Here is an 18,277-nt window from a genome sequence, read left to right as displayed (position 1 = left end):
CTCCAGCAGAAGCGCTTGACGAGCTGCTGTCACGAATGAAAACACTTGGTGTTGCGACCACCGCTTGAGCCCGCCGGATCTGTCCGGCTGAACCTGTGGTACCTGCCGCCTGCATTTTTTCCGCAGGCGGGCCACGGGCCTCAGTCGAGGTCCGGCCTTCCCTGCGCCCTCCGCTTTCGGAGGGCCAATGAACCGGCATCCCTCGGGCAATTCGGGCCGCGAGAACAGATCACCATGCCTGGAACGCTCTCGCCACAACTCCCAGCGCCGTCCCGGCACCCATTGGGCGATAGCGCACGCCTCGCGCCACCCGCCTGTTCACGCAGTCGTGTCACGTCCCCCGTAACGCCGGCCGGGCACCGACGTATCTTGCAGCAGAGGCCGGACCGGGCCAGTGTTTCCGGCCGGCGAGACGAGACAAGCCCACCTCACGAGGATCCGAAGATGCGCCTCACCCGCTCCCTTTTCGTCAAGACAGCCGTGCTCGGTGCGATGGCGGCCGGCATCCTGGCCTGGCAGCCGCTGCACGCCGCCGAGCAGGCCGTTGTGATCCCGCCGCCGGCCCAGGACCAGGCGGCCTCCGACGCGCTGGAAACCGCTGTCGTCGCCGGCGGCTGCTTCTGGGGCGTCCAGGGCGTCTACCAGCACACGGCCGGCGTGGTCAGCGCGGTGTCCGGCTATGCCGGCGGCACCAAGGCCACGGCCGATTACCGCACGGTCTCGAGCGGCACGACGGGCCACGCGGAATCGGTCCAGATCAAGTACGACCCGAAGAAGATCTCCTATGGCAAGATTCTGCAGATCTTCTTTTCGGTCGTGCACGATCCGACCCAGTTGAACCGACAGGGCCCGGACTCGGGACCGCAATATCGCTCGGCGATCTTCACCACCTCGGAGGCGCAGAGGAAGGTCGCGGAGGCCTATGTCGCCCAGCTCGACAAGGCCAAGGTGTTCGGCAAGCCGATCGTCACCAAGATCGGCAAGCTCGACGCGTTCTATCCGGCCGAGGCCTATCATCAGGACTACCTGACGCTGCACCCGAGCCAGCCCTATATTGCCTATAACGACCTGCCGAAGATCGAGAATCTGAAGAAGATCTTCGCGGAGAACTATGTCGAGAAGCCGACGCTGGTCGGCGAGGCCAAGGCAATGAACTAAGGCAACGAACTGAGGCGACGAACTAACTGGGTAACGAACTGAGGCGACGACCTGCGGCCGCGACCGAGGCCGATCAGCGCAATGACAGGGAGCGGACCAGTTCGGTCCGCCCGGAGGACAACGGGATGAGCGACACCAAGACGAGCGACAAGGTCATCAAGAGCGAGGCGGAATGGCGCGAGGAGCTGACGCCGATGCAGTACGCCGTGCTGCGCGAGAAGGCGACCGAGCGCCCGTTCTCGGGCGAATACGAGCATGAGCATCGCGCCGGGACCTATGTGTGCGCCGGCTGCGGCCAGACCCTGTTCGAGTCCGACGCCAAATTCGACTCCGGCTGCGGCTGGCCGAGCTTCACCCAGCCGGCGACGGAGAGCCACATCGACGAGGAGACCGACCATACCCACGGCATGGTCCGCACCGAGGTGCTGTGCTCGAAATGCTCCGGCCATCTCGGCCATGTCTTTCCCGACGGCCCGGGGCCGACCGGCCTGCGCTATTGCATCAACTCGGCGGCCCTGAAGCTGAAGCCGCGCTGACGTTTCCATCGGCCTCGGTTCCGTCACGGACGGTAATCGGGGCCGCTGGGCTGGCGGCCGGCGCGGCGCCGGGGGCCAAAACCGGCCACCAGGGGCGAGATTTTAGCCGTGCAGATCGGGCTCTCCTGCATTCACAAGTTGTGGATCGATTAAGCCGTTGAAAAAATAGGATATTTCAGTAGGCCCCGAACCAGGCCGGATTTACGATGTGAGCGTGCAGGATTCGCATTTCTGCCAAATCGGCCTATATTAGAGACCGTAACTGACTATGCAGGGCCGGGCCGCCTGGAGCGGCAAATCCCGCCCTCCACCCCCGCAATCGCTGGCGTCATTGCCAAGCTGAATGTTTTGAAAGCTCGCGTCAGCGCTTCCAGCCGACAAGAAGAGGTCTCAGACCATGCGTCCACTGCGTCCGTTCAACTTCAACACCTCTGCCGAACTGTTTCCCGCCGCCATCCGCAAGAAGAAGCGGGCGGGCTTCGCCTACCGGCGGTTCGGCACCGCGGCTGAAGCCGTGCGCTTCGCCATGGAGGAGTTGCCTGCGGATTCGCTGAATGGCGCCTACCTGCAGGTCGAGGAAGCCCGCTTCGACCAGAACGGCATCCGCACCTTGTATGAGAGCGAGGCGTTTCCGTTGCCGCGCCGGGGGGTCGACAAGGCGCAGGACGCCGATGCGGCCTGACGGCTGCCAGACCAGTCTTCAACACCCTGCCCCGCCTCGCGCGGGGCAGTTTTTTTATGGGGGTCGGTTTGCGAGGTTTTGGCCCGGTCTCGCAGCGCCTCAACGCGACTGGGTATCCAGCCACCGCCGCAGGATCTTGGCGTTGCGCATGTTGGCGCGGAACAGCACGTCGAAGGCGTCGCCCGCGACGGGGACCATGCCGATCACCCCCTCGACCGCGACATTGCCCAGCATCCGCGTAATGACGTGCCAGGGCGCGCCCAGCGCACGGGCCTCGCGCACCAGCCACAGCGACAGCGCGGTCGCGATGAGGTCGCCGACCACCGGGATCAGGCCGATGATGCCGTCGATGCCATAACGGATGTTGGTGCCGGGCAGGACGAAGGCGACGTCGAGCAGCTTCGCCACGGCCTCCAGCCGCGCGATGCGCTGCTCACGGGTCAGATTGCCGAAGGGATTGGCGGTGTTGAAATCGAAGCGCACACCGTCCGGACCGACGAAGGCGCCGTTGAACGAGGACCGGAAGGAGCCCTGCGGGATCTCACGTCCGTCCTGGTCGATGATCGGTCCGCGCGCCTCATTGGCGTCGAAGTGCGCCTGCGAGGCGCGTCCGCGGCGGGGCGAGGGAGCCATGTGGTCTTGCATACCCATGAGATGGCAACGCGCGGGGCTCGGCACAAGTTGCGTCGAACCGTCGCCTTGTCTCGCCTAGCGGCCCCGGGCGCCGGTCGGCGTCAGCCCGAAGCGGCGCCGGAAGCAGCGGTTGAAATAGGACAGGTCGTTGAAGCCGCAGGCAAACGCGATGTCGCTGATGCGGCGTCCGCCGCCGGCCAGCAGGTCCATGGCCTTGCGCAGGCGCAGCTCGTTCAGCCGGGCCGAGAAGCCGGCGCCGGCCTCATGCAGCAGGTCATTGACGTAGCGCTCGGACAGCCCGGCCGCGACGGCGAGCTTCTGCGCCGAAAAATCCGGTTCGGTGAAGCGGCTGTTCAGAATGGTCAGCAGCCCCGCCAGGCGAACGCTGCGCAGGCCGCCGCGGCCGGCCTTGCGCATCGCGTCGCCGCGCACACCGAGCCCGAGCGCCACCAGATCGAGCAGATGCTGCGCGATCGCCGGGCCGGCCTCGTCGGCCGCGGCGGGATAGGCGAGCAGCAGCTCGCTGTAATCCATCGCCAGCGACAGCGCGCCGCCCGGCGCCAATTCGCGTCCGACCAGATCATCGACACCGGAGACCATCGAGCGCAGCGTCATCATCGGCAGATGCACGTTGACGAAGCGCTTGTGGCTGGCGCCGTCGGCGCTGAAGAAAGGCTCATCGAGCTTGAGCAGCACCATTGCGCCGGGACGCAGAACGAACTCGCGTCCGCGATGGACGACCATCGCCTCGCGGCTGCCGGCGTTGCGCGCCAGGCAATAGCGGTCGTCATTGGTCGCGAGCACCTGGCGCCGTTCGCGCCTGACACGGGTGAAGGTGCCGTCGCAGCGCCCGAGCAAGGTGGTCCCGATGTGGATCGCGTTCATTGCGGCGCGAAACGGCACGTCCTCGGCCGGATCGAGCTCGCCCGTGTTGGAGAAGTGCTCGAACAATTCCGCAAAGCACAAGAAGCGCTGCCTGTCGTCGAGCCCTTTCGGCAGCATGTCGGTCGACAGCATTTTCCTGACGATGGTCATCGAAATCGGACCCGAGGCAAAGGAATTTCCAAGGCAAGGCGATCAATGTGGCAGCGGCGGGATGAACGGCCGCTGAAGTCGGCAGAGCTCATCAAGACGGGATCGGGAGCGCCGATCAGTCCAAGTCGCGCGACCGTTCATGCCGATGAGTCCAAGACAGCGGCAACGGGTTCAACTAGCGATGCCGATGGACGCACGCGGACATGCGTTGCGGCCTGCCCCCTTCAAGTCGAACAGCCATGAGTACGAGGAGAGATTGAAATGACCATGTCTTCCGCGGCCCGCAAGCTCTGCCTCGGCGCCGCCCTCGCGGGTTGCATCGGGATCGGCTACGCGCTCGGCGCGCAGCCGCACATGACCGCGACTATCACCATGCTGCAATCGGCGCGGGCCGAGCTGGCTCAGGCGACACCGAACAAGGGCGGCCATCGCGAGCGCGCGCTGGGGCTGATCGATCAGGCCATCACCGAGGTGCGTGCCGGCATCGCCTTCGCTGCCGGCGGCTGACCCTTTCGCAAATCACACCAGGGAGACCATCGATGCGAACCATCCTCACCAGCGCGCTCCTGTTGGGAGTTCTCACCGTCGGCGCATCTGCGATGCAGCTGGCGCCGATCGACGCCGGATCCAAGCCTGAGGTGATCCAGGTCGCCGGCGGCTGCGGCCCGGGCTGGCACCGCGGTCCCTATGGCGGATGCCTGCGCAACTACGCCAATCCGGCGGCGCACGCCTGCCCGCGCGGCTTTCACATCGGCCCCGGCGGCCGCTGCCGCGGCAACGGCAGGTAGGGCTGATCGGCTCGTGCGATCGGCTTACGCAGTCGGCGGCTCAGTAGCGACCGCCGGCTGCGGCTCCTCAACGAATCTGTGCACCAGCCACGATGACACCGTCGCCGGGATGAAGCCGACCAGCCCGTACAGGATCCACTGCACGATGCCGTATTCGGAGCCATGCGAGGCGTAGTTGAAGGCCGCGAGCAGGAAGGCGATGCCGCCCACCAGCAGCATCCGCAACGTCGGCCCGATGCGCCTGACGTGGAACAGGATGTCGTCGATCGCGCACATCATCAGCGCCGGCAAGAAGCCGAACAGGTAGCTGTATTGCAGCGAGGTGACGAAGACCTTGAACAGCTTGGCCACTTCGCCCGGATTGGTGTTGGTCCAATAACCGGACATGTAGGTCGTGACCAGGAGCAGCGCGAAGCCGCCCAGCGCCGGGCCTACGGCAACGAAGATGAGATATCGCTTCATGCCCAATCTCCTGCCTCGGCGATTCGCCGAACGCGCGAGGCGCGTGCGGCCTGCTCAGTCACCCCACAGCGCGAAGGCGTCGTTGAACGCGCGCTCGCCCGGCGCGCCCTTCTCGATCGCGATGATGGCCCGGCGCTGATTGGTGTAGACCAAGGGAACGTCGAACCAGGAGCGCTCCTTCAGGAGCTGCACGTTGCGGGTCCGGTCGGCGTCGACGTTGGACAGGCCGACCAGGAAGAAGCCGTCGGTGACCTTCACCGCAAGGCCCGCCAGCGGCGTTCCGCGCGACTGTTCGTTGGACTTCATCAGGATGCCCGGCACGTTGCCGACGCCGCCGCCCGAGAAGTCCTGCGGCAGGATGAAGGTGAGCTCGGCGGTGTGGCTCGCCGGCAGCGACGTGTCGGTGTTGCGGCGGAACGACATCGTCATCTTGAACTTGCGATCGGGAATCTCGATGTCGGCGCGCACCGCGATATCGGCCTTCTGCGTGCCCGTCGCCTTGATCTGCTCGGTACGCCAGACCACCGAGCCGATGTACTGCTTGCCCTTCGGATCGGCGGGATCCTCGTCATACAGCACGACGCGCTGTGCGACCGGCGCGATCTGGTCCGAGGACGGCGACTGGCCGACGCGGTCGGTGATCTTCGGCTTGCTCAGCGGCGCGCCGGTGTCCTTGGGCGCCTCGACCGTCGAGGAAGATTTGAACAGGCCGTTGACCACCCCGACCAGCGGCCGGCCCCACAGAATTCCGGCGCCGATCAGGATCAGCACGATCCCGGCGGCGATGGCGGCCTTGAACGGAAAGGTCGAGCCGCTGCGCTCCGGCTTCTTCTTGCCCTCGCGATCCGGAGCGGCGCCACGCTGGCGGGTCGAGGTGGCCGGCAGCGCGTAGCGCTCGGCCTCCTGGACCGACTCGTCATAGGAGTACGGCGCCTCGGGCAGCGGCGGCCGGTCATCGTCGTCGCCCTCGAGCCGATCGAGATCGGTGGCCGGAACGTTGGCGTAGGTCTTGCGCGCCGCGCGGTTGGCCTGCGCGGTGGCCTTGCCGAGATCGTCGACATCAGCGGTGATGTCGCGGAAGCCGCGCATGGCGGGCGGCGTTGCCGGATTGCCGTTGTCCTGAGCACCGCGGCGGGCGGCAGCCGGACGTTCGCGCGCGGGAGGCGCCGCCCCATCTTGTGGAGGCGTTTGAGGCGGCTGGGGCCGCGGTGGCACAGCTGGTGCGCCAGCGGCAGCCGGCGGCGCTTCCGGTCGCGGATTGCGCGCCGGACGCAGCTCGGCCGTCTCGGCGCCGAGCGGCGGCCGCTCGGCCCGGGCAGCAGCCGGGCCCGCCGGTCGTGGCCGGGGGGCGGCAGTGACGGCCTGGTCTGGAGTCGGAGTGGGCTGAGCCGAGGGGGGTGCCGGAGCATCCGAATTGCGCGCACCGGCCCGCCGGAGCGCATCGCCTGGGCGGGCAGCGCCACTGGACGCCCGCTGCGCCTCGCGGGCACGCTGGGCTGCTTCCGCCTCGACCTTGCGAACGGCCTCCTCGAGCGACAGCCGCTCGCGCGTGATCTCGGACTCGCTGAGCGGCGGCTGGACGCTGCGCAACTGTGCGATCAACGCCGCCCGCGCCCGCTCGTAAAGCGCACGCCGGCTTTCCCCGGGAGCGTTGGGGTCCAATCCGGCAATGGCACGGGCTATCAGCGGGTAGTAGTCGGCCATATCAACTCAATTCGCGCGCTCAGCTGTCGGGTCCCGTCACGCCTCGAAGGGATTCTGGACCAGAATAGTATCCTCGCGTTCGGGGCTGGTGGAAAGCAGCGCGATCGGGCAACCCACCAGTTCCTCGATGCGCCGGACGTATTTGATGGCCTGTGCCGGCAGATCGGCCCAGGAGCGCGCGTTCGCCGTCGGCTGTTTCCAGCCTTCGATCGTCTCGTAGATCGGTTCGACCCTGGACTGCGCGCCCTCACCTGCCGGGAAATGATCGATCTCCTTGCCGTCCAGTCTGTAGCCGGTGCAGACATCGATGGTGTCGAAACCATCGAGAATGTCCAGCTTGGTCAGCGCAAGACCGTTAATGCCGCAGGTCCGGACCGCCTGACGGACCAGGACCGCATCGAACCAGCCGCAACGACGCGGCCGGCCGGTATTCGTTCCGAATTCGCGGCCACGCTCGCCGATCTTGCGGCCGGTCTCGTTGTCCTGCTCGGTCGGAAACGGCCCTTGCCCGACCCGGGTCGTGTAGGCCTTGCACAGGCCGAGCACATAGCCGATCGCGCCCGGCCCGAGGCCGGCGCCGGTGGCCGCCTGCGCCGCCACCGTGTTGGACGAGGTCACGTAGGGATAGGTGCCGTGGTCGACGTCGAGCAGCGCACCCTGCGCGCCCTCGAACAGCATGCGCTTGCCTTCGCGGCGCTTGATGTCGAGCAGCCGCCAGACCGTCTCCGCATAGGGCAGCAGCTTCGGCGCGAAGGCGGTCAGCTCGCGCAGGATCTGCTGGCCGTCGATCGGTTCGAGGCCGAGGCCGCGGCGGAGCGCATTATGGTGCGCGAGCAGGCGGTCGATCTTGTGCGGCAGCGTATCGAGATCGGCGAGGTCCATCAGCCGGATCGCGCGCCGGCCGACCTTGTCCTCATAGGCCGGGCCGATGCCGCGGCGGGTGGTGCCGATCGCGGTCGCCGCGCTCGCGGATTCCCGCAGCGCGTCGAGTTCACGGTGCAGCGGCAGGATCAGCGTGACGTTCTCGGCAACGCGCAGATTGTCCGGGCTGATGGCGACGCCCTGCGACTGGAGCTTGCCGACCTCGTCCAGGAAGGCCTGCGGATCGAACACGACGCCATTGCCGATCACCGACAGCTTGCCGGTGCGCAGCACGCCCGACGGCAGCAGCGCCAGCTTGTACGTCGCGCCGTTGATGACAAGCGTATGACCGGCGTTGTGGCCGCCCTGGAAGCGAACGACGATGTCGGCCTGCTCCGACAGCCAGTCGACGATCTTGCCCTTCCCCTCGTCACCCCATTGGGCGCCGACGACGACGACGTTAGCCATTCGCAGCTCTTTCCTCTGCCAAGATCCAAAACAGCACGATCGGTTCGGACGAAATCGCTTCCGATGAGGGGCCAGCCTGGCCAACCATGCGCCCAGCCCAAATCGCGGCCAGGACCGCTCGCTTGCGAGGCGACCCACCGGATAAAGGAAGCCGCCGGGCTAGGCAAGCGAGAACGGGCCTTCGGAGCACACAAGAGCGCCACCAAGCCTTTGATAAGCCCCAAAATTTCAAGCCGCCCCGGCTGCGGATCGGGCGACCCGGCCGTGCGCTTCTGGCGGCGCATCGACCCGGGCAGTTCCATTGAGCCCCCGAACGGCGGCGAATCTACGATCGAAGCGGCCCGCCCTCAGCTCTGGATGCGGCCGTCGACAACCTCGATGATGCGATCGCAGCGCCGGGCCAGATCAAGGTTGTGGGTGACGAGCAGGAAGCTCGTGCCGACCTCCCGATTGACGTCGCGCATCAGGCCAAAGACCGCCTCGGCAGACTTGGTGTCGAGGTTGCCGGTCGGCTCGTCCGCCAGGACCAGATCGGGGTTCATCGCCAGCGCCCGCGCCACCGCGACCCGCTGCTGCTGGCCGCCCGACATGTTGCTCGCGAGATGGTCGGCGAATTTCGCCAACCCAACCTGGTCGAGCAGCTTCGACGCCTGCGCCTCGATCTCGGGGCCCGGGAAGCCGCGATCGACCAGCAGCGGCATCATCACGTTCTCCTTGGCCGTGAAGGCAGAGATCAGGAGATGAGACTGAAAGATGAATCCGATGGTATGGCCGCGCAGATGGGTGAGCTCGGTATCACTGAGCGACGCAGTATCCTGGCCCTTGATCGCCAACCGGCCGGAGGTCGGCCGGTCCAAGAGACCGACGATGTTCAGCAGAGTGCTCTTGCCGGAGCCGGACGGACCGATCAGCGCGACGAACTCGCCGCGGTCGACCTCGATGTCGATGTCGTGCAGCACCTCGGTCTCGGTCGGCAGCCCGACATTGTAGGCCTTGCAGACCTTCTCCAGTCGCAGCAGGACCTCAGCCACGGATCGCCACCACCGGATCGAGCTTGGCCGCGCGCAGCGCCGGCGCGGTCGCGGCGAGCAGGCCCGTCACCGTCGCGAGCAGGGCCGTGATGAGAAACAATCGGCGTTCGAGGATCAACGGAAACAACTCCGAGCCATCGGCCTGGCGCTGCACCGCATGCCAATAGATCAGCGCACCCGCGCCCATTGCCGCGCCGAACAGCGAGCCGACGAAGCCGAGCAGCCCGCCCTGCAGCAGGAACACGCGCAAGATCTGTCCGCGCGAGGTGCCCATCGCACGCAGGATCCCGATCTCCTTGGAGCGCTGGATCACCGAGACGATCAGCACGGCCGCGATGCCGAACGCGACCGAGAGCGCGACGAAGACGCGGATCAGCGTGTTGGATGTCGCCTGCGCGCGCACCGCCGTGAAGAACTGCGCATTGGTCTTGATCCAACTGTCGGCCTTGACGCGATTGGCGGCCTGGATGCGCTGCGCAATGTCCTCAGCGGCATAGATGTCCCGTACGGTGATGTCGATCGTGGTGACGCCGCCGACCATGCCGAGCAGCGACTGCGCCGTGCGCAGCGCGACATAGGCGGAGCGCTGATTGGCGCCCTTGCTGCCGAGATCGACGAGACCAGTCACGATCAGCACGCGGTTGGCGCCGGATGCCGCCTGAACATTGAGCTTGTCGCCGACGATCGCGCCGAGATCCCTGGCGAGCTCGGTACCTATGATGATGTCCTCGCTGGTCAGCCGCGGCTCGCCGGCGACGATGTAGTCCGGCACGCGCACGATTGTGAAGTAGCTCTCCGGCTCGATGCCGGACAGCGTCACGGCGCGGCTGGCGTCGCCGCGAATGGCGAGGGCGGAGCCGGAGATGGTCGGCGACACCGCCGATATCTCCGGCATCGCCAGCATCTGATTGCGGATCTTCGGCCATTGATCGATCGAGATCACGCGCTGGCTCGGACGCTGCACGATGGCATCCTCGATCACGCCATTGTCGTTGCGCAGGGGACGCGCAACCTGATCCGGCGTCAGCAGTTGGATCTGCGGCTGCGAGGTCAGCACCCGCTTGATGAAATTGGCTTCGAGGCCGGCCAGCATCGCCGACATGAACACGATGACGCCGACGCCGATCGCGATGCCGCCGATGATGAACAAGGTCTGCAGCCGGCCCTCGCGCAGGAAACGCACCGCCGCGATCCACTCGAAGGGCAGCCAGCGGTTCACGGCAGCACCGGGCGGAAGCGCTGGCCGGTCAGGATGCCGGAACTCTGGGGCACGGCGATGTCACCGGCGTTCAAGCCGTCGACGATCTCGACATGGCTGTTGCCGCGGATGCCGACGCGCACCGGCTGCTTGGCGGCGCGGCCATCCTTCACCCCGAGCACCCAGGGCTGTCCCGAGGTGATATCGTGAACCGAGCGCACCGGCAGCTCCAGCGTATCCTTGCGGGAGGCGACCTCGATGTCGACAGACACCGTCATGTCCTGGCGCAGATAGTCGGGCGGGTCCTTGACGATCAGCTTGACCTGGACGGACGCGCGGGAAATATCGATGCCGGGATTGATGTAGCTGACCACAGCGGGGAAGCGCCTGTCGGGGTAGGCATCGGCCGACGCGAGCGCCGTCTGGCCGAGCGCCAGCTTGCCGAGATTGCGCTCGTCGATCTGCAGGACGAGCTGGAGATCGCCGGCAGGCGCCAGGACGAGCAGCGTCTTGCCGGGCTGCGCCACGGTGCCGCGCTCGACACTGCGCGTGATCAGCACGCCGTCGCGCGGCGCCGAGATCGTCGCATAGCCGAGACGCGACTGCGCCGTGTCGAGATTGGCGCGCGCCTGGTTCAGCTGCGTCTCGGCCATGACGTAGTCGCTGCCGCCGGGGCTCGCCGTGAAGACCTGGAATTCGGCGGCACGCTTCTGGGCCAGCGCAACGTCGAGCGTCTTCTGGGCCTCGTCGAGCGCCGCGCGCGTGGCATAGCCGTTGCCGGTCAGCTGCGACGTCCGGTCATAGGTCTGCTGAGCATTGAGCAAGGTCGCCTGCACCTGGCGCAAAGCCTCCTTCGCCGACGGCAAGGTCAGCTCGGCGAGCTGGCGCATCCGCGCCTCGGCCTGCGCCACCTGCCCTTGTGCCTGCACCACCGCAGCCTTCAGCTCGCGCGACTCCAGCGAGATCAGCGGCTGGCCCTTGGTGACGTGCTGGCCTTCCAGCACCAGCACCTCCTCGACGGTGCCGGTGATCTGGCTGCCGATCTCGACGCGGAACGGCGTCTCGACGTGACCGCTGGCAACGACGGTCTCGACGAGGTCGCCGCGCCGGACCTGATCGACCACGATGGCAGGCCCAAGCATGACCCGGACGCTTTGCCAGCCGCCAAGGCCGAGCAGCACGATGATGGCGAGAGCGAACCAGCGATGCGCCCAGACCGCCGCTAGGACGGTCGGACCAACGGCGGCTTTCGTAGGGGACGGGAGAGCTGCGGCATGATCGGCCATGGTCGTCAACACAAACTCGTCAATGCGGATGATGCCCAGTGACGCGCCATCCATTCCTTGAGTGCGGCCGTCAGCCCGCGGCGCATTGCACACAAAGCTAGGGGATCGCGACAGCAGGATGTTGCGCTAGGTCAACCGGCGGACGATCGTTCATGCAAATCAGGCATGATGACCATTACCAATCATCCACGAACATGAACGGACGCATGTGAGCACTGATACGACCCCCGGCCTACACCGGTTCTGGCGCCTGTCGCCTGCGCAGGCAGGCGCAGCGCTGGGCTGCGACCTGGACGGCCTCGGCAGAGCCGACGCCGAGCAGCGGCTGCAACGCTACGGCCGGAATGCCGACTCCCCATCGCATGTCGTGGGGCCGATGCGCGCCGTGCTCCGCCGCCTGCTCGAGCCGCTATCGCTGATCCTGCTGGTGGCCGGCATCATCTCGATGGTGACGGGCGACGTGATCGGCGGCGCCATCATCGTCCTCATCCTCACGCTGTCGATCGGACTCGATACGGTTCAGGAGGGGCATGCCGTCAAGGCGGCCGAGGAGCTCCGCCGCTCCGTGGCCCTGAAGGCCGAGGTCAAGCGGGACGGCGCCTATCGCGAGATCGACGTCGACGCCGTCGTTCCCGGAGACATCCTGCGCGTCCGCGCGGGCGACATCGTTCCTGCCGATGCGCTGATCATCGAAAGCAAGGCCTTCACTGCCGGCGAGGCGGCGCTGACGGGAGAGCCCTATCCCGTGACGAAACAGGCCGGTATTCCCAGCGATGAGAACGACACGTCGAATGCGCTGTTTCGCGGCTCCGTGGCTCAGACCGGAGAGGCCGTCGCGCTCGTCGTCAACACCGGGCCGAACACGATGTTCGGCGCTGCCGCCTCGGCGCTGGCCGAAGCGCAGGCCCGCACGCCGTTCGAGCGCGACCTGCACGAGTTCGGCCTCGTCATCGCGCGGCTGACGCTGGCGCTGGTCGTGATCGTGCTCGCGGTGCGCGTCGTGTTCGGCCGTGATGTGCTCGACTCGCTGTTGTTCTCGGTGGCGCTGGCCGTCGGACTGACGCCCGAGCTGCTGCCGATGATCACCACCGTGACCCTGTCGCGCGGCGCGCTTCGCATGGCCAACCGCAAGGTGATCGTGAAGCGGCTCGCGGCGATCCATGATCTCGGCGCGATGTCGGTGCTGTGCACCGACAAGACGGGAACATTGACCTCAGCAGAGATCACGCTCGCCCGAAGCATCGCGCCCGACGGCAGCGACGACCCGCGAGCCGCGGAGCTCGGCGCGATCGCTGCCGCGCTCGGCGGCGATCGGGGCTCGCTCGACACCGCGCTCATCGCCGGCGCGGACCGTGCGGCAGCAGGATGGACCCTGGGCGGACAGCAGACCTTCGACTTCTCGCGCCGGCTCGGCTCAGTGCTGGCGATCCGCGGGGCAGATCAGATCCTGATCGTGAAGGGCGCGCCAGAGGCGGTGATCGAGCTCTGCACGCAGCAACGGCAGGGCAGCGCGACTACGCCGATCGACACCAGCGGCCGCAACGAGATGTGCGCGCGCGTTCACGCGCTGGCGCGCGAGGGCCTGCGCACGGTCGCAATCGCGTCACGGCCCTGGACCGGCGCGCCGCGCGAGATCGAGACCGATGACGAGCAGGAACTGATCTTCGAGGGTCTGTGCGCGTTCGCCGATCCGCCCAAGCCGACCGCAGCCGCGGCCATCGCACAGCTTGCGCGCGCCGGCATCGCGCTGAAGATCCTTTCCGGCGACGATCCGGTCGTGGTCAAGCGACTGGCCGGGCTGGTCGGACTGAGGGCGGATCGCGTGCTGTCCGGCAGCGACATCGCCGAACTCAGCGATGACGCGCTCGCGGTGCAGGTGCGCTCGGCCGACGCGTTTGGCCGGCTCGCCCCCGATCAGAAATCGCGCATCGTCAAGGCGCTGCAGGCCTCGGGCCACGTCGTCGGCTTCCTGGGTGACGGCATCAACGACGCGCCGGCGCTGAAGGTGGCCGACATCGGCCTGTCGGTCGACGGCGCCACCGCCGTGGCGCAATCCGCCGCCGACATCATCCTGCTCGCCTCCGATCTCGAGGTTGTCGCCAACGGTGTGGAGGAAGGGCGGCGCACCTTCGCCAACATCCTGAAATACGTGCGAATGGGCGCGAGCTCGAATTTCGGCAACATGCTGTCCATGGCGCTCGCTTCGATCATACTGCCCTTCCTGCCGATGCTGCCGACGCAGATCCTGCTCAACAACCTGCTCTATGATCTCTCCGAACTCGGCATCCCGTTCGATCGTGTGAGTCCGCAGGCCACCGCGCGGCCGCAGCGCTGGGACATGAAGCGGCTGCTGCGCTTTGCCGCGATCATGGGCCCGCTGTCGTCGCTGTTCGATTTTCTCACTTTCGGCGCCCTGCTCTATTTGTTCCATGCGACGCCCGACGAGTTCCGGACCGCCTGGTTCCTCGAATCGATGGCGACCCAGATCCTCGTCATCTTCATCATCCGGACCAACGGACGGCCATGGAGCAACCGCGCCGATCCGATGCTGACTGCGTCGTCACTGACCGCGCTCGCCGTCGCGCTCGTCGTGCCCTTCACCCCGGCCGGCGCCTGGTTCGGCTTCGTGGTGCCGCCGATCGCCGTGCTGGCCACCATCGCGGCTCTCGTTATCGCCTATCTGGTCTGCGCCGAAGGTCTCAAATCGGTCGCCGTACAGTCCACGACCTTGCGAACTCACCGGCGGCATCACCACCGCGGTTCATGACCAGCGCCGCTGCATAGTCGCGATGCATCTGCCCTCTTGATAGGCAGCTGCAATTGGTGTCTGTCGACGAGGCCGGGGAGGACCAGCGGCCGGGATGACCGGGCCGGATGCCGCGGCGCACGAACCGGGGCCAACACCGCCGCATGTCTGCCGCCGATCCCACCGCGTCCGCCGCGCCCGCGCGCGCCTGGATCGCCAACCAACCCTATGTGCTGCTCAGCATCACCGCACTGTGCTGGGCCGGCAACGCGATCGTCGGCCGGCTGGCTGCCGGGCACATTCCGCCTGTCACCCTGTCGTTCCTGCGTTGGTCACTGGCGTTCCTGATCATTCTGCCGCTGGCCTGGAAGCAGCTTCGCCAGGACTGGCCGGCGATCCGCTCCAAGCTCGGCGTCATGATCGCGCTGTCGGTGACCGGCATCGGCGCCTTCAACACGCTGCAGTACTGGTCGCTCGAATACACCCAGGCGCTCAACACGCTGCTGCTGCAATCCGGCGGCCCGCTGATCGTGGCGCTCTGGTCGATGCTGCTGCTGCGCGTGCATCTCACTTTGGCGCAGGCCATCGGCATCGTGCTGTCGATGGTCGGCGTGCTGCTGATCCTCACGCGCGGCCATCCGGCCGCGCTCACCGACATCAGCTTCAACAAGGGCGACCTGATCTTCCTGGTCGCGATGGCGGTGTTCGGCTTCTATTCGGTGCTGACGATCAAGCGGCCGCAGATCCATGGCCTGTCGATGGTCGCCTTCACCTTCGGCTGCGGAGCCGCGAGCCTGATCCCGCTGTTGATCTGGGAGCTCAACACGCGCCCGGTGATGGCGCTCGACACCCAGAACCTGCTGTCACTGCTCTACGTCGCGATCTTTCCCTCGACCATCGCCTATCTGTGCTTCAACCGCGGCGTTCTTCTGATCGGCGCCAACCGCGCCGCGCCGTTCTTCCACGTGGTGCCGGTGTTCGGCTCGATCATGGCGTTCGTCTTCCTCGGCGAGCGGCCGCAGATCTTCCACGTGATCGGCTTCGCCCTGGTGCTGAGCGGCGTCTACGCGGCCTCGCGCAAGCAGGCGACATGAGGCGAACGGTTCATCCGAGCGCCTTGAGCGTCATGCACACGGCCATCAGCGACACAAAGCCCACCAGCAGGACGCGCAACCGTTCCGGCGGAACGCGGTTCGCGAGACGCGCGCCGACATCGGTGCCGACCGCGAGGCCGACGATCACCGCGACGAGCGTGGGCCAGGCCGGCATGGCGCCGTGCCGCCAGTAGATCCAGGCGGATGGAAGCGTCGTGGGCACCAGCGTCAGCGCCAGGCTGATCATCTGGGCGCGGTGCTGTGCCATGCCCAGCACCGCGCTCAAGCCAACCACCGTGGCGAGCCCGCCGCCGATCCCAAGAAAGCCTGAGGACACGCCGGCCGCGCAGCCAACTGCAAGGAGCGCTGCTCGATGTGGATCCGGCGCGGCGCCGGTTGCTTCGGCGGACTCCTTCGCCCGTCGCCTGCGCAGCAGCAGAGCATCGAGCAAGAATAGGTAGATCACATAGGCCCATTGCAGGACCGCCGCCGTCGTCCAGTTCGCGATCAGTGCGCCGACGATGCCGCCGACCAGGAATCCCAGGCCGAGCCAGAGCAACACCGCCGCGGTCACCCGATTGCCGCTATCCCAATAGCGCCTGATGCCGGCCGCGCTGGTCGGCGGGATCTGCGCGACCAGCGAGAGCCCTTGCGCGGCGTGCTGCTCGGCGCCGAGCAGCATGACCGCGAACACGACGAGCCCACCACCGGGAGTGACGCCGAGCAGCCCCGAAGTGAAGCCGCCGACCAGCCCGGTGCCGAGACCGCCAATGAGATCAGGAACGCTCGTCATTGAGACCCGCCCGGTACGGTTGGAGAGGCAGTCGCTTCAGGTCATCGCCGCGCCGTGAGTCCCGTCAGCAGCGTCTCGAATGCGGCCATCGCTTCGGATGACGAGAACGGCTCGCCCCACAATCGCTGCAGCACGAACCCCTGGAACATCGCGACGATCGTGCGGGCCATGCTGCGTGGATGAACGGAGCGGTCGATGACGCCGAGCCGCTGGCCCCGCTGCAGCAGCTCGGTGATCAAGACGGCCGGCTTGCGCACACCGTCCGTCACCTGCGCGCGGATGTCATCGTCCCGCAGCGCCTCGGCCCAGAGCTGCAGCGCGATGCGGCGGTGGCGCAGGCCCTCTTCCTTCTGCATGTCTGCCAACGAGGCGCGCGCAATGGCGCGCAACGCTTCCAACGGATCAGAAATCTCACGCGCCGTGGCCAACAGGGCGGCATCACGGGCATGGCGATGCTCGCCGATCGCCTGAATGAGCTCTTCCTTGCTGGCGAAATGGCCGTAGATGCAGCCCGCGCTCAAACCAGATTGCGCAATGACATCGGCGATCGTGGTCTGATGGAATCCCTGCCGGGCAAAGCAGGCCTCGGCGGCCTGCAGGATCTCGTCCCGGCGCGCGGCCATCGTCTCGGGCTTGAGTTTCGGCATGCGCAGCTCCTGCCGAGCCGTTGCAGGGTTGCGGCTGTCGGCTCGATGGCGTTCCCGTCTGCGATGAGCATACAAAACGAATATTCGTTTTGTAAAGGAGGCCCATTGGTGTTTCGACATGGCGGCCTTCCGCCCGGCGCTCTTGTCCCGCCCGCCATTTCGGGCACAAGCTCCGGTCAACAAGAGAAGCCGATTCCTTGCCCACCGCATCGCATCCGACCTCGCCGCTGGCCTGGCTCAACAACCAGCCCTATCTGCTTCTGACGCTGGCCTCGCTGTTCTGGGCCGGCAACATCGTGCTGGCGCGCTATGTCGCCGGGCACGTGCCGCCGCTGACCCTGTCCTGCATCCGCTGGATCGGAACTTTCCTGATGCTGTGGCCGTTCGCGCGGACGCATCTCGTACGCGACTGGCGTACCTTGCTGGCCAGCTGGCCGCTGCTGCTGGTGCTGGCGCTGACCGGCTTCGCCATCAACAATGCGCTGTCCTACTGGGCGATGCAGTACACCCAGGCGCTCAACGGGCTGCTGATCCAATCCTCGGCCCCCCTGTTCGTAGCGCTATGGTCGCTGGTGCTGTTCGGGGTCAGGCTGACGGCGGCGCAGTTCGCCGGCATCGCGATATCCTTGACCGGCGTGCTGGTCATTTTGCTGCGCGGAGACCTCGGCGCATTGGCCGCCATTCAGTTCAACCGCGGTGACTTGATGTTCGCCGGGGCGCTGCTGGTGTTCGGGATCTACTCGGCGGTCATGACGCGGCGGCCGGCCGTGCACCAGCTGTCGCTGATCTCGTGCTGCACGGCCTTGGGCGCCCTGCTGCTGCTGCCGCTGGCCGCGTGGGAATACGCGTCCGGCTTCGTGCTGCAGCTCGATCTGCTATCGCTCCTGACCCTCGGCTACGTCGTGGTGTTCGCCTCGACGCTCGCCTATCTGTTCTTCAATCGCGGCATCGGCCTGATCGGGCCGAACCGCGCCGCGCCGTTTCTACATCTGGTGCCGCTGTTCGGCTCGGTGCTGGCGATCCTGCTGCTCGGCGAGGAGCTGAAGCCGTTTCATCTGATCGGCTACGCGCTGGTCATCGCCGGCGTGATCATCGCCTCCCGCACCGGCCGCACCAAGGTCGCGTGAGCGCCTGCAAGCTCACGCCGTGCTTTCA

At 66.8% G+C, this 18,277-nt stretch carries 18 protein-coding genes; 8 read left to right on the top strand and 10 right to left on the bottom strand.

Annotated features, from left to right (window positions below):
* The first annotated feature begins 444 nt into the window (after window positions 1–444).
* The 3 genes from msrA to QW861_RS33540 all read left to right on the top strand — a co-directional run bounded on the left by msrA (window position 445) and on the right by QW861_RS33540 (window position 2,376).
* Window positions 445–1,158, top strand: a complete 714-nt coding sequence (gene msrA / locus QW861_RS33550; protein WP_315750088.1) for a peptide-methionine (S)-S-oxide reductase MsrA — start codon at window positions 445–447, stop codon at window positions 1,156–1,158.
* A gap of 125 nt (window positions 1,159–1,283) precedes the next feature.
* Window positions 1,284–1,694 carry a peptide-methionine (R)-S-oxide reductase MsrB gene (msrB, locus tag QW861_RS33545; RefSeq protein ID WP_315750087.1) on the top strand — a complete coding sequence of 137 codons (411 nt, stop codon included), beginning with the start codon at window positions 1,284–1,286 and terminating at the stop codon, window positions 1,692–1,694.
* Window positions 1,695–2,091: 397 nt separating this feature from the next.
* Window positions 2,092–2,376, top strand: coding sequence for a hypothetical protein (locus QW861_RS33540; protein ID WP_315714146.1), 285 nt, complete (start codon window positions 2,092–2,094; stop codon window positions 2,374–2,376).
* A gap of 99 nt (window positions 2,377–2,475) precedes the next feature.
* On the opposite strand, the gene QW861_RS33535 is transcribed toward QW861_RS33540, so the two are convergent.
* Together QW861_RS33535 and QW861_RS33530 are read right to left on the bottom strand one after the other, a co-directional pair.
* The gene (locus QW861_RS33535) at window positions 2,476–3,009 is read right to left on the bottom strand and encodes a DUF4112 domain-containing protein (protein WP_315750086.1); all 534 of its coding nucleotides are present in this window, start codon (window positions 3,007–3,009) and stop codon (window positions 2,476–2,478) included.
* Window positions 3,010–3,084: 75 nt separating this feature from the next.
* On the bottom strand, window positions 3,085–4,044 hold the full coding sequence (locus QW861_RS33530; RefSeq protein ID WP_315750085.1) for an AraC family transcriptional regulator: 960 nt from the start codon (window positions 4,042–4,044) through the stop codon (window positions 3,085–3,087).
* A gap of 261 nt (window positions 4,045–4,305) precedes the next feature.
* Between QW861_RS33530 and QW861_RS33525 the strand changes: the two genes are divergently transcribed.
* Entirely contained in the window at window positions 4,306–4,551 is a 246-nt protein-coding gene (locus tag QW861_RS33525; protein WP_315714143.1) for a hypothetical protein, read from the top strand.
* A 32-nt stretch (window positions 4,552–4,583) separates the two neighbouring features.
* Complete coding sequence (locus QW861_RS33520; RefSeq protein ID WP_315750084.1) at window positions 4,584–4,832, top strand: GCG_CRPN prefix-to-repeats domain-containing protein; 249 nt, start codon at window positions 4,584–4,586, stop codon at window positions 4,830–4,832.
* A 24-nt stretch (window positions 4,833–4,856) separates the two neighbouring features.
* On the opposite strand, the gene QW861_RS33515 is transcribed toward QW861_RS33520, so the two are convergent.
* The 6 genes from QW861_RS33515 to QW861_RS33490 all read right to left on the bottom strand — a co-directional run bounded on the left by QW861_RS33515 (window position 4,857) and on the right by QW861_RS33490 (window position 11,842).
* On the bottom strand, window positions 4,857–5,294 hold the full coding sequence (locus QW861_RS33515) for a DUF5413 family protein (protein ID WP_315750083.1): 438 nt from the start codon (window positions 5,292–5,294) through the stop codon (window positions 4,857–4,859).
* A gap of 54 nt (window positions 5,295–5,348) precedes the next feature.
* Window positions 5,349–6,998: a hypothetical protein gene (locus tag QW861_RS33510; RefSeq protein ID WP_315750082.1), complete on the bottom strand. Its 1,650-nt coding sequence runs from the start codon at window positions 6,996–6,998 to the stop codon at window positions 5,349–5,351.
* Between the two features lie 36 nt (window positions 6,999–7,034).
* The gene (locus QW861_RS33505; RefSeq protein WP_315714139.1) at window positions 7,035–8,327 is read right to left on the bottom strand and encodes an adenylosuccinate synthase; all 1,293 of its coding nucleotides are present in this window, start codon (window positions 8,325–8,327) and stop codon (window positions 7,035–7,037) included.
* 347 nt (window positions 8,328–8,674) lie between these two features.
* Window positions 8,675–9,358: an ABC transporter ATP-binding protein gene (locus tag QW861_RS33500; RefSeq protein ID WP_315750081.1), complete on the bottom strand. Its 684-nt coding sequence runs from the start codon at window positions 9,356–9,358 to the stop codon at window positions 8,675–8,677.
* Window positions 9,351–10,577, bottom strand: coding sequence for an ABC transporter permease (locus QW861_RS33495; RefSeq protein ID WP_315750080.1), 1,227 nt, complete (start codon window positions 10,575–10,577; stop codon window positions 9,351–9,353). Before QW861_RS33495 ends, QW861_RS33500 begins: the two co-directional genes overlap by 8 nt.
* Entirely contained in the window at window positions 10,574–11,842 is a 1,269-nt protein-coding gene (locus QW861_RS33490; RefSeq protein WP_315827747.1) for an efflux RND transporter periplasmic adaptor subunit, read from the bottom strand. The genes QW861_RS33495 and QW861_RS33490 overlap by 4 nt, the downstream gene beginning before the upstream one ends.
* 208 nt (window positions 11,843–12,050) lie before the next feature.
* Here QW861_RS33490 and mgtA point away from each other — a divergent pair, with 208 nt between their 5' ends.
* Both mgtA and QW861_RS33480 read left to right on the top strand, forming a co-directional pair.
* Window positions 12,051–14,609 carry a magnesium-translocating P-type ATPase gene (gene mgtA, locus QW861_RS33485; protein WP_315827653.1) on the top strand — a complete coding sequence of 853 codons (2,559 nt, stop codon included), beginning with the start codon at window positions 12,051–12,053 and terminating at the stop codon, window positions 14,607–14,609.
* A gap of 143 nt (window positions 14,610–14,752) precedes the next feature.
* Complete coding sequence (locus tag QW861_RS33480; RefSeq protein ID WP_315827652.1) at window positions 14,753–15,682, top strand: DMT family transporter; 930 nt, start codon at window positions 14,753–14,755, stop codon at window positions 15,680–15,682.
* Window positions 15,683–15,692: 10 nt separating this feature from the next.
* On the opposite strand, the gene QW861_RS33475 is transcribed toward QW861_RS33480, so the two are convergent.
* Window positions 15,693–16,475, bottom strand: coding sequence for a sulfite exporter TauE/SafE family protein (locus tag QW861_RS33475; protein WP_316194023.1), 783 nt, complete (start codon window positions 16,473–16,475; stop codon window positions 15,693–15,695).
* A 41-nt stretch (window positions 16,476–16,516) separates the two neighbouring features.
* Window positions 16,517–17,242, bottom strand: coding sequence for a TetR/AcrR family transcriptional regulator (locus tag QW861_RS33470; RefSeq protein ID WP_316176090.1), 726 nt, complete (start codon window positions 17,240–17,242; stop codon window positions 16,517–16,519).
* 77 nt (window positions 17,243–17,319) lie between these two features.
* Here QW861_RS33470 and QW861_RS33465 point away from each other — a divergent pair, with 77 nt between their 5' ends.
* Window positions 17,320–18,249, top strand: coding sequence for a DMT family transporter (locus QW861_RS33465; RefSeq protein ID WP_315750076.1), 930 nt, complete (start codon window positions 17,320–17,322; stop codon window positions 18,247–18,249).
* Window positions 18,250–18,277 lie beyond the last annotated feature (28 nt).

Origin of the sequence: Bradyrhizobium sp. SZCCHNRI1029 (assembly GCF_032487555.1) — a bacterium.
GTDB lineage: Bacteria > Pseudomonadota > Alphaproteobacteria > Rhizobiales > Xanthobacteraceae > Bradyrhizobium.
Note: the sequence above shows the minus strand (reverse complement) of the source record. Positions and strands in the feature narration are given on the sequence as shown.

Excerpts from the sequence above, each read along its gene's own strand:
- msrA (WP_315750088.1), top strand. The coding sequence starts at position 445 with ATGCGCCTCACCCGCTCCCTTTTCGTCAAGACAGCCGTGCTCGGTGCG.
- msrB (WP_315750087.1), top strand. The coding sequence starts at position 1,284 with ATGAGCGACACCAAGACGAGCGACAAGGTCATCAAGAGCGAGGCGGAA.
- QW861_RS33540 (WP_315714146.1), top strand. The coding sequence starts at position 2,092 with ATGCGTCCACTGCGTCCGTTCAACTTCAACACCTCTGCCGAACTGTTT.
- QW861_RS33535 (WP_315750086.1), bottom strand. The coding sequence starts at position 3,009 with ATGGCTCCCTCGCCCCGCCGCGGACGCGCCTCGCAGGCGCACTTCGAC.
- QW861_RS33530 (WP_315750085.1), bottom strand. The coding sequence starts at position 4,044 with ATGACCATCGTCAGGAAAATGCTGTCGACCGACATGCTGCCGAAAGGG.
- QW861_RS33525 (WP_315714143.1), top strand. The coding sequence starts at position 4,306 with ATGACCATGTCTTCCGCGGCCCGCAAGCTCTGCCTCGGCGCCGCCCTC.
- QW861_RS33520 (WP_315750084.1), top strand. The coding sequence starts at position 4,584 with ATGCGAACCATCCTCACCAGCGCGCTCCTGTTGGGAGTTCTCACCGTC.
- QW861_RS33515 (WP_315750083.1), bottom strand. The coding sequence starts at position 5,294 with ATGAAGCGATATCTCATCTTCGTTGCCGTAGGCCCGGCGCTGGGCGGC.
- QW861_RS33510 (WP_315750082.1), bottom strand. The coding sequence starts at position 6,998 with ATGGCCGACTACTACCCGCTGATAGCCCGTGCCATTGCCGGATTGGAC.
- QW861_RS33505 (WP_315714139.1), bottom strand. The coding sequence starts at position 8,327 with ATGGCTAACGTCGTCGTCGTCGGCGCCCAATGGGGTGACGAGGGGAAG.
- QW861_RS33490 (WP_315827747.1), bottom strand. The coding sequence starts at position 11,842 with ATGGCCGATCATGCCGCAGCTCTCCCGTCCCCTACGAAAGCCGCCGTT.
- QW861_RS33480 (WP_315827652.1), top strand. The coding sequence starts at position 14,753 with ATGTCTGCCGCCGATCCCACCGCGTCCGCCGCGCCCGCGCGCGCCTGG.
- QW861_RS33475 (WP_316194023.1), bottom strand. The coding sequence starts at position 16,475 with ATGACGAGCGTTCCTGATCTCATTGGCGGTCTCGGCACCGGGCTGGTC.
- QW861_RS33470 (WP_316176090.1), bottom strand. The coding sequence starts at position 17,242 with ATGTCGAAACACCAATGGGCCTCCTTTACAAAACGAATATTCGTTTTG.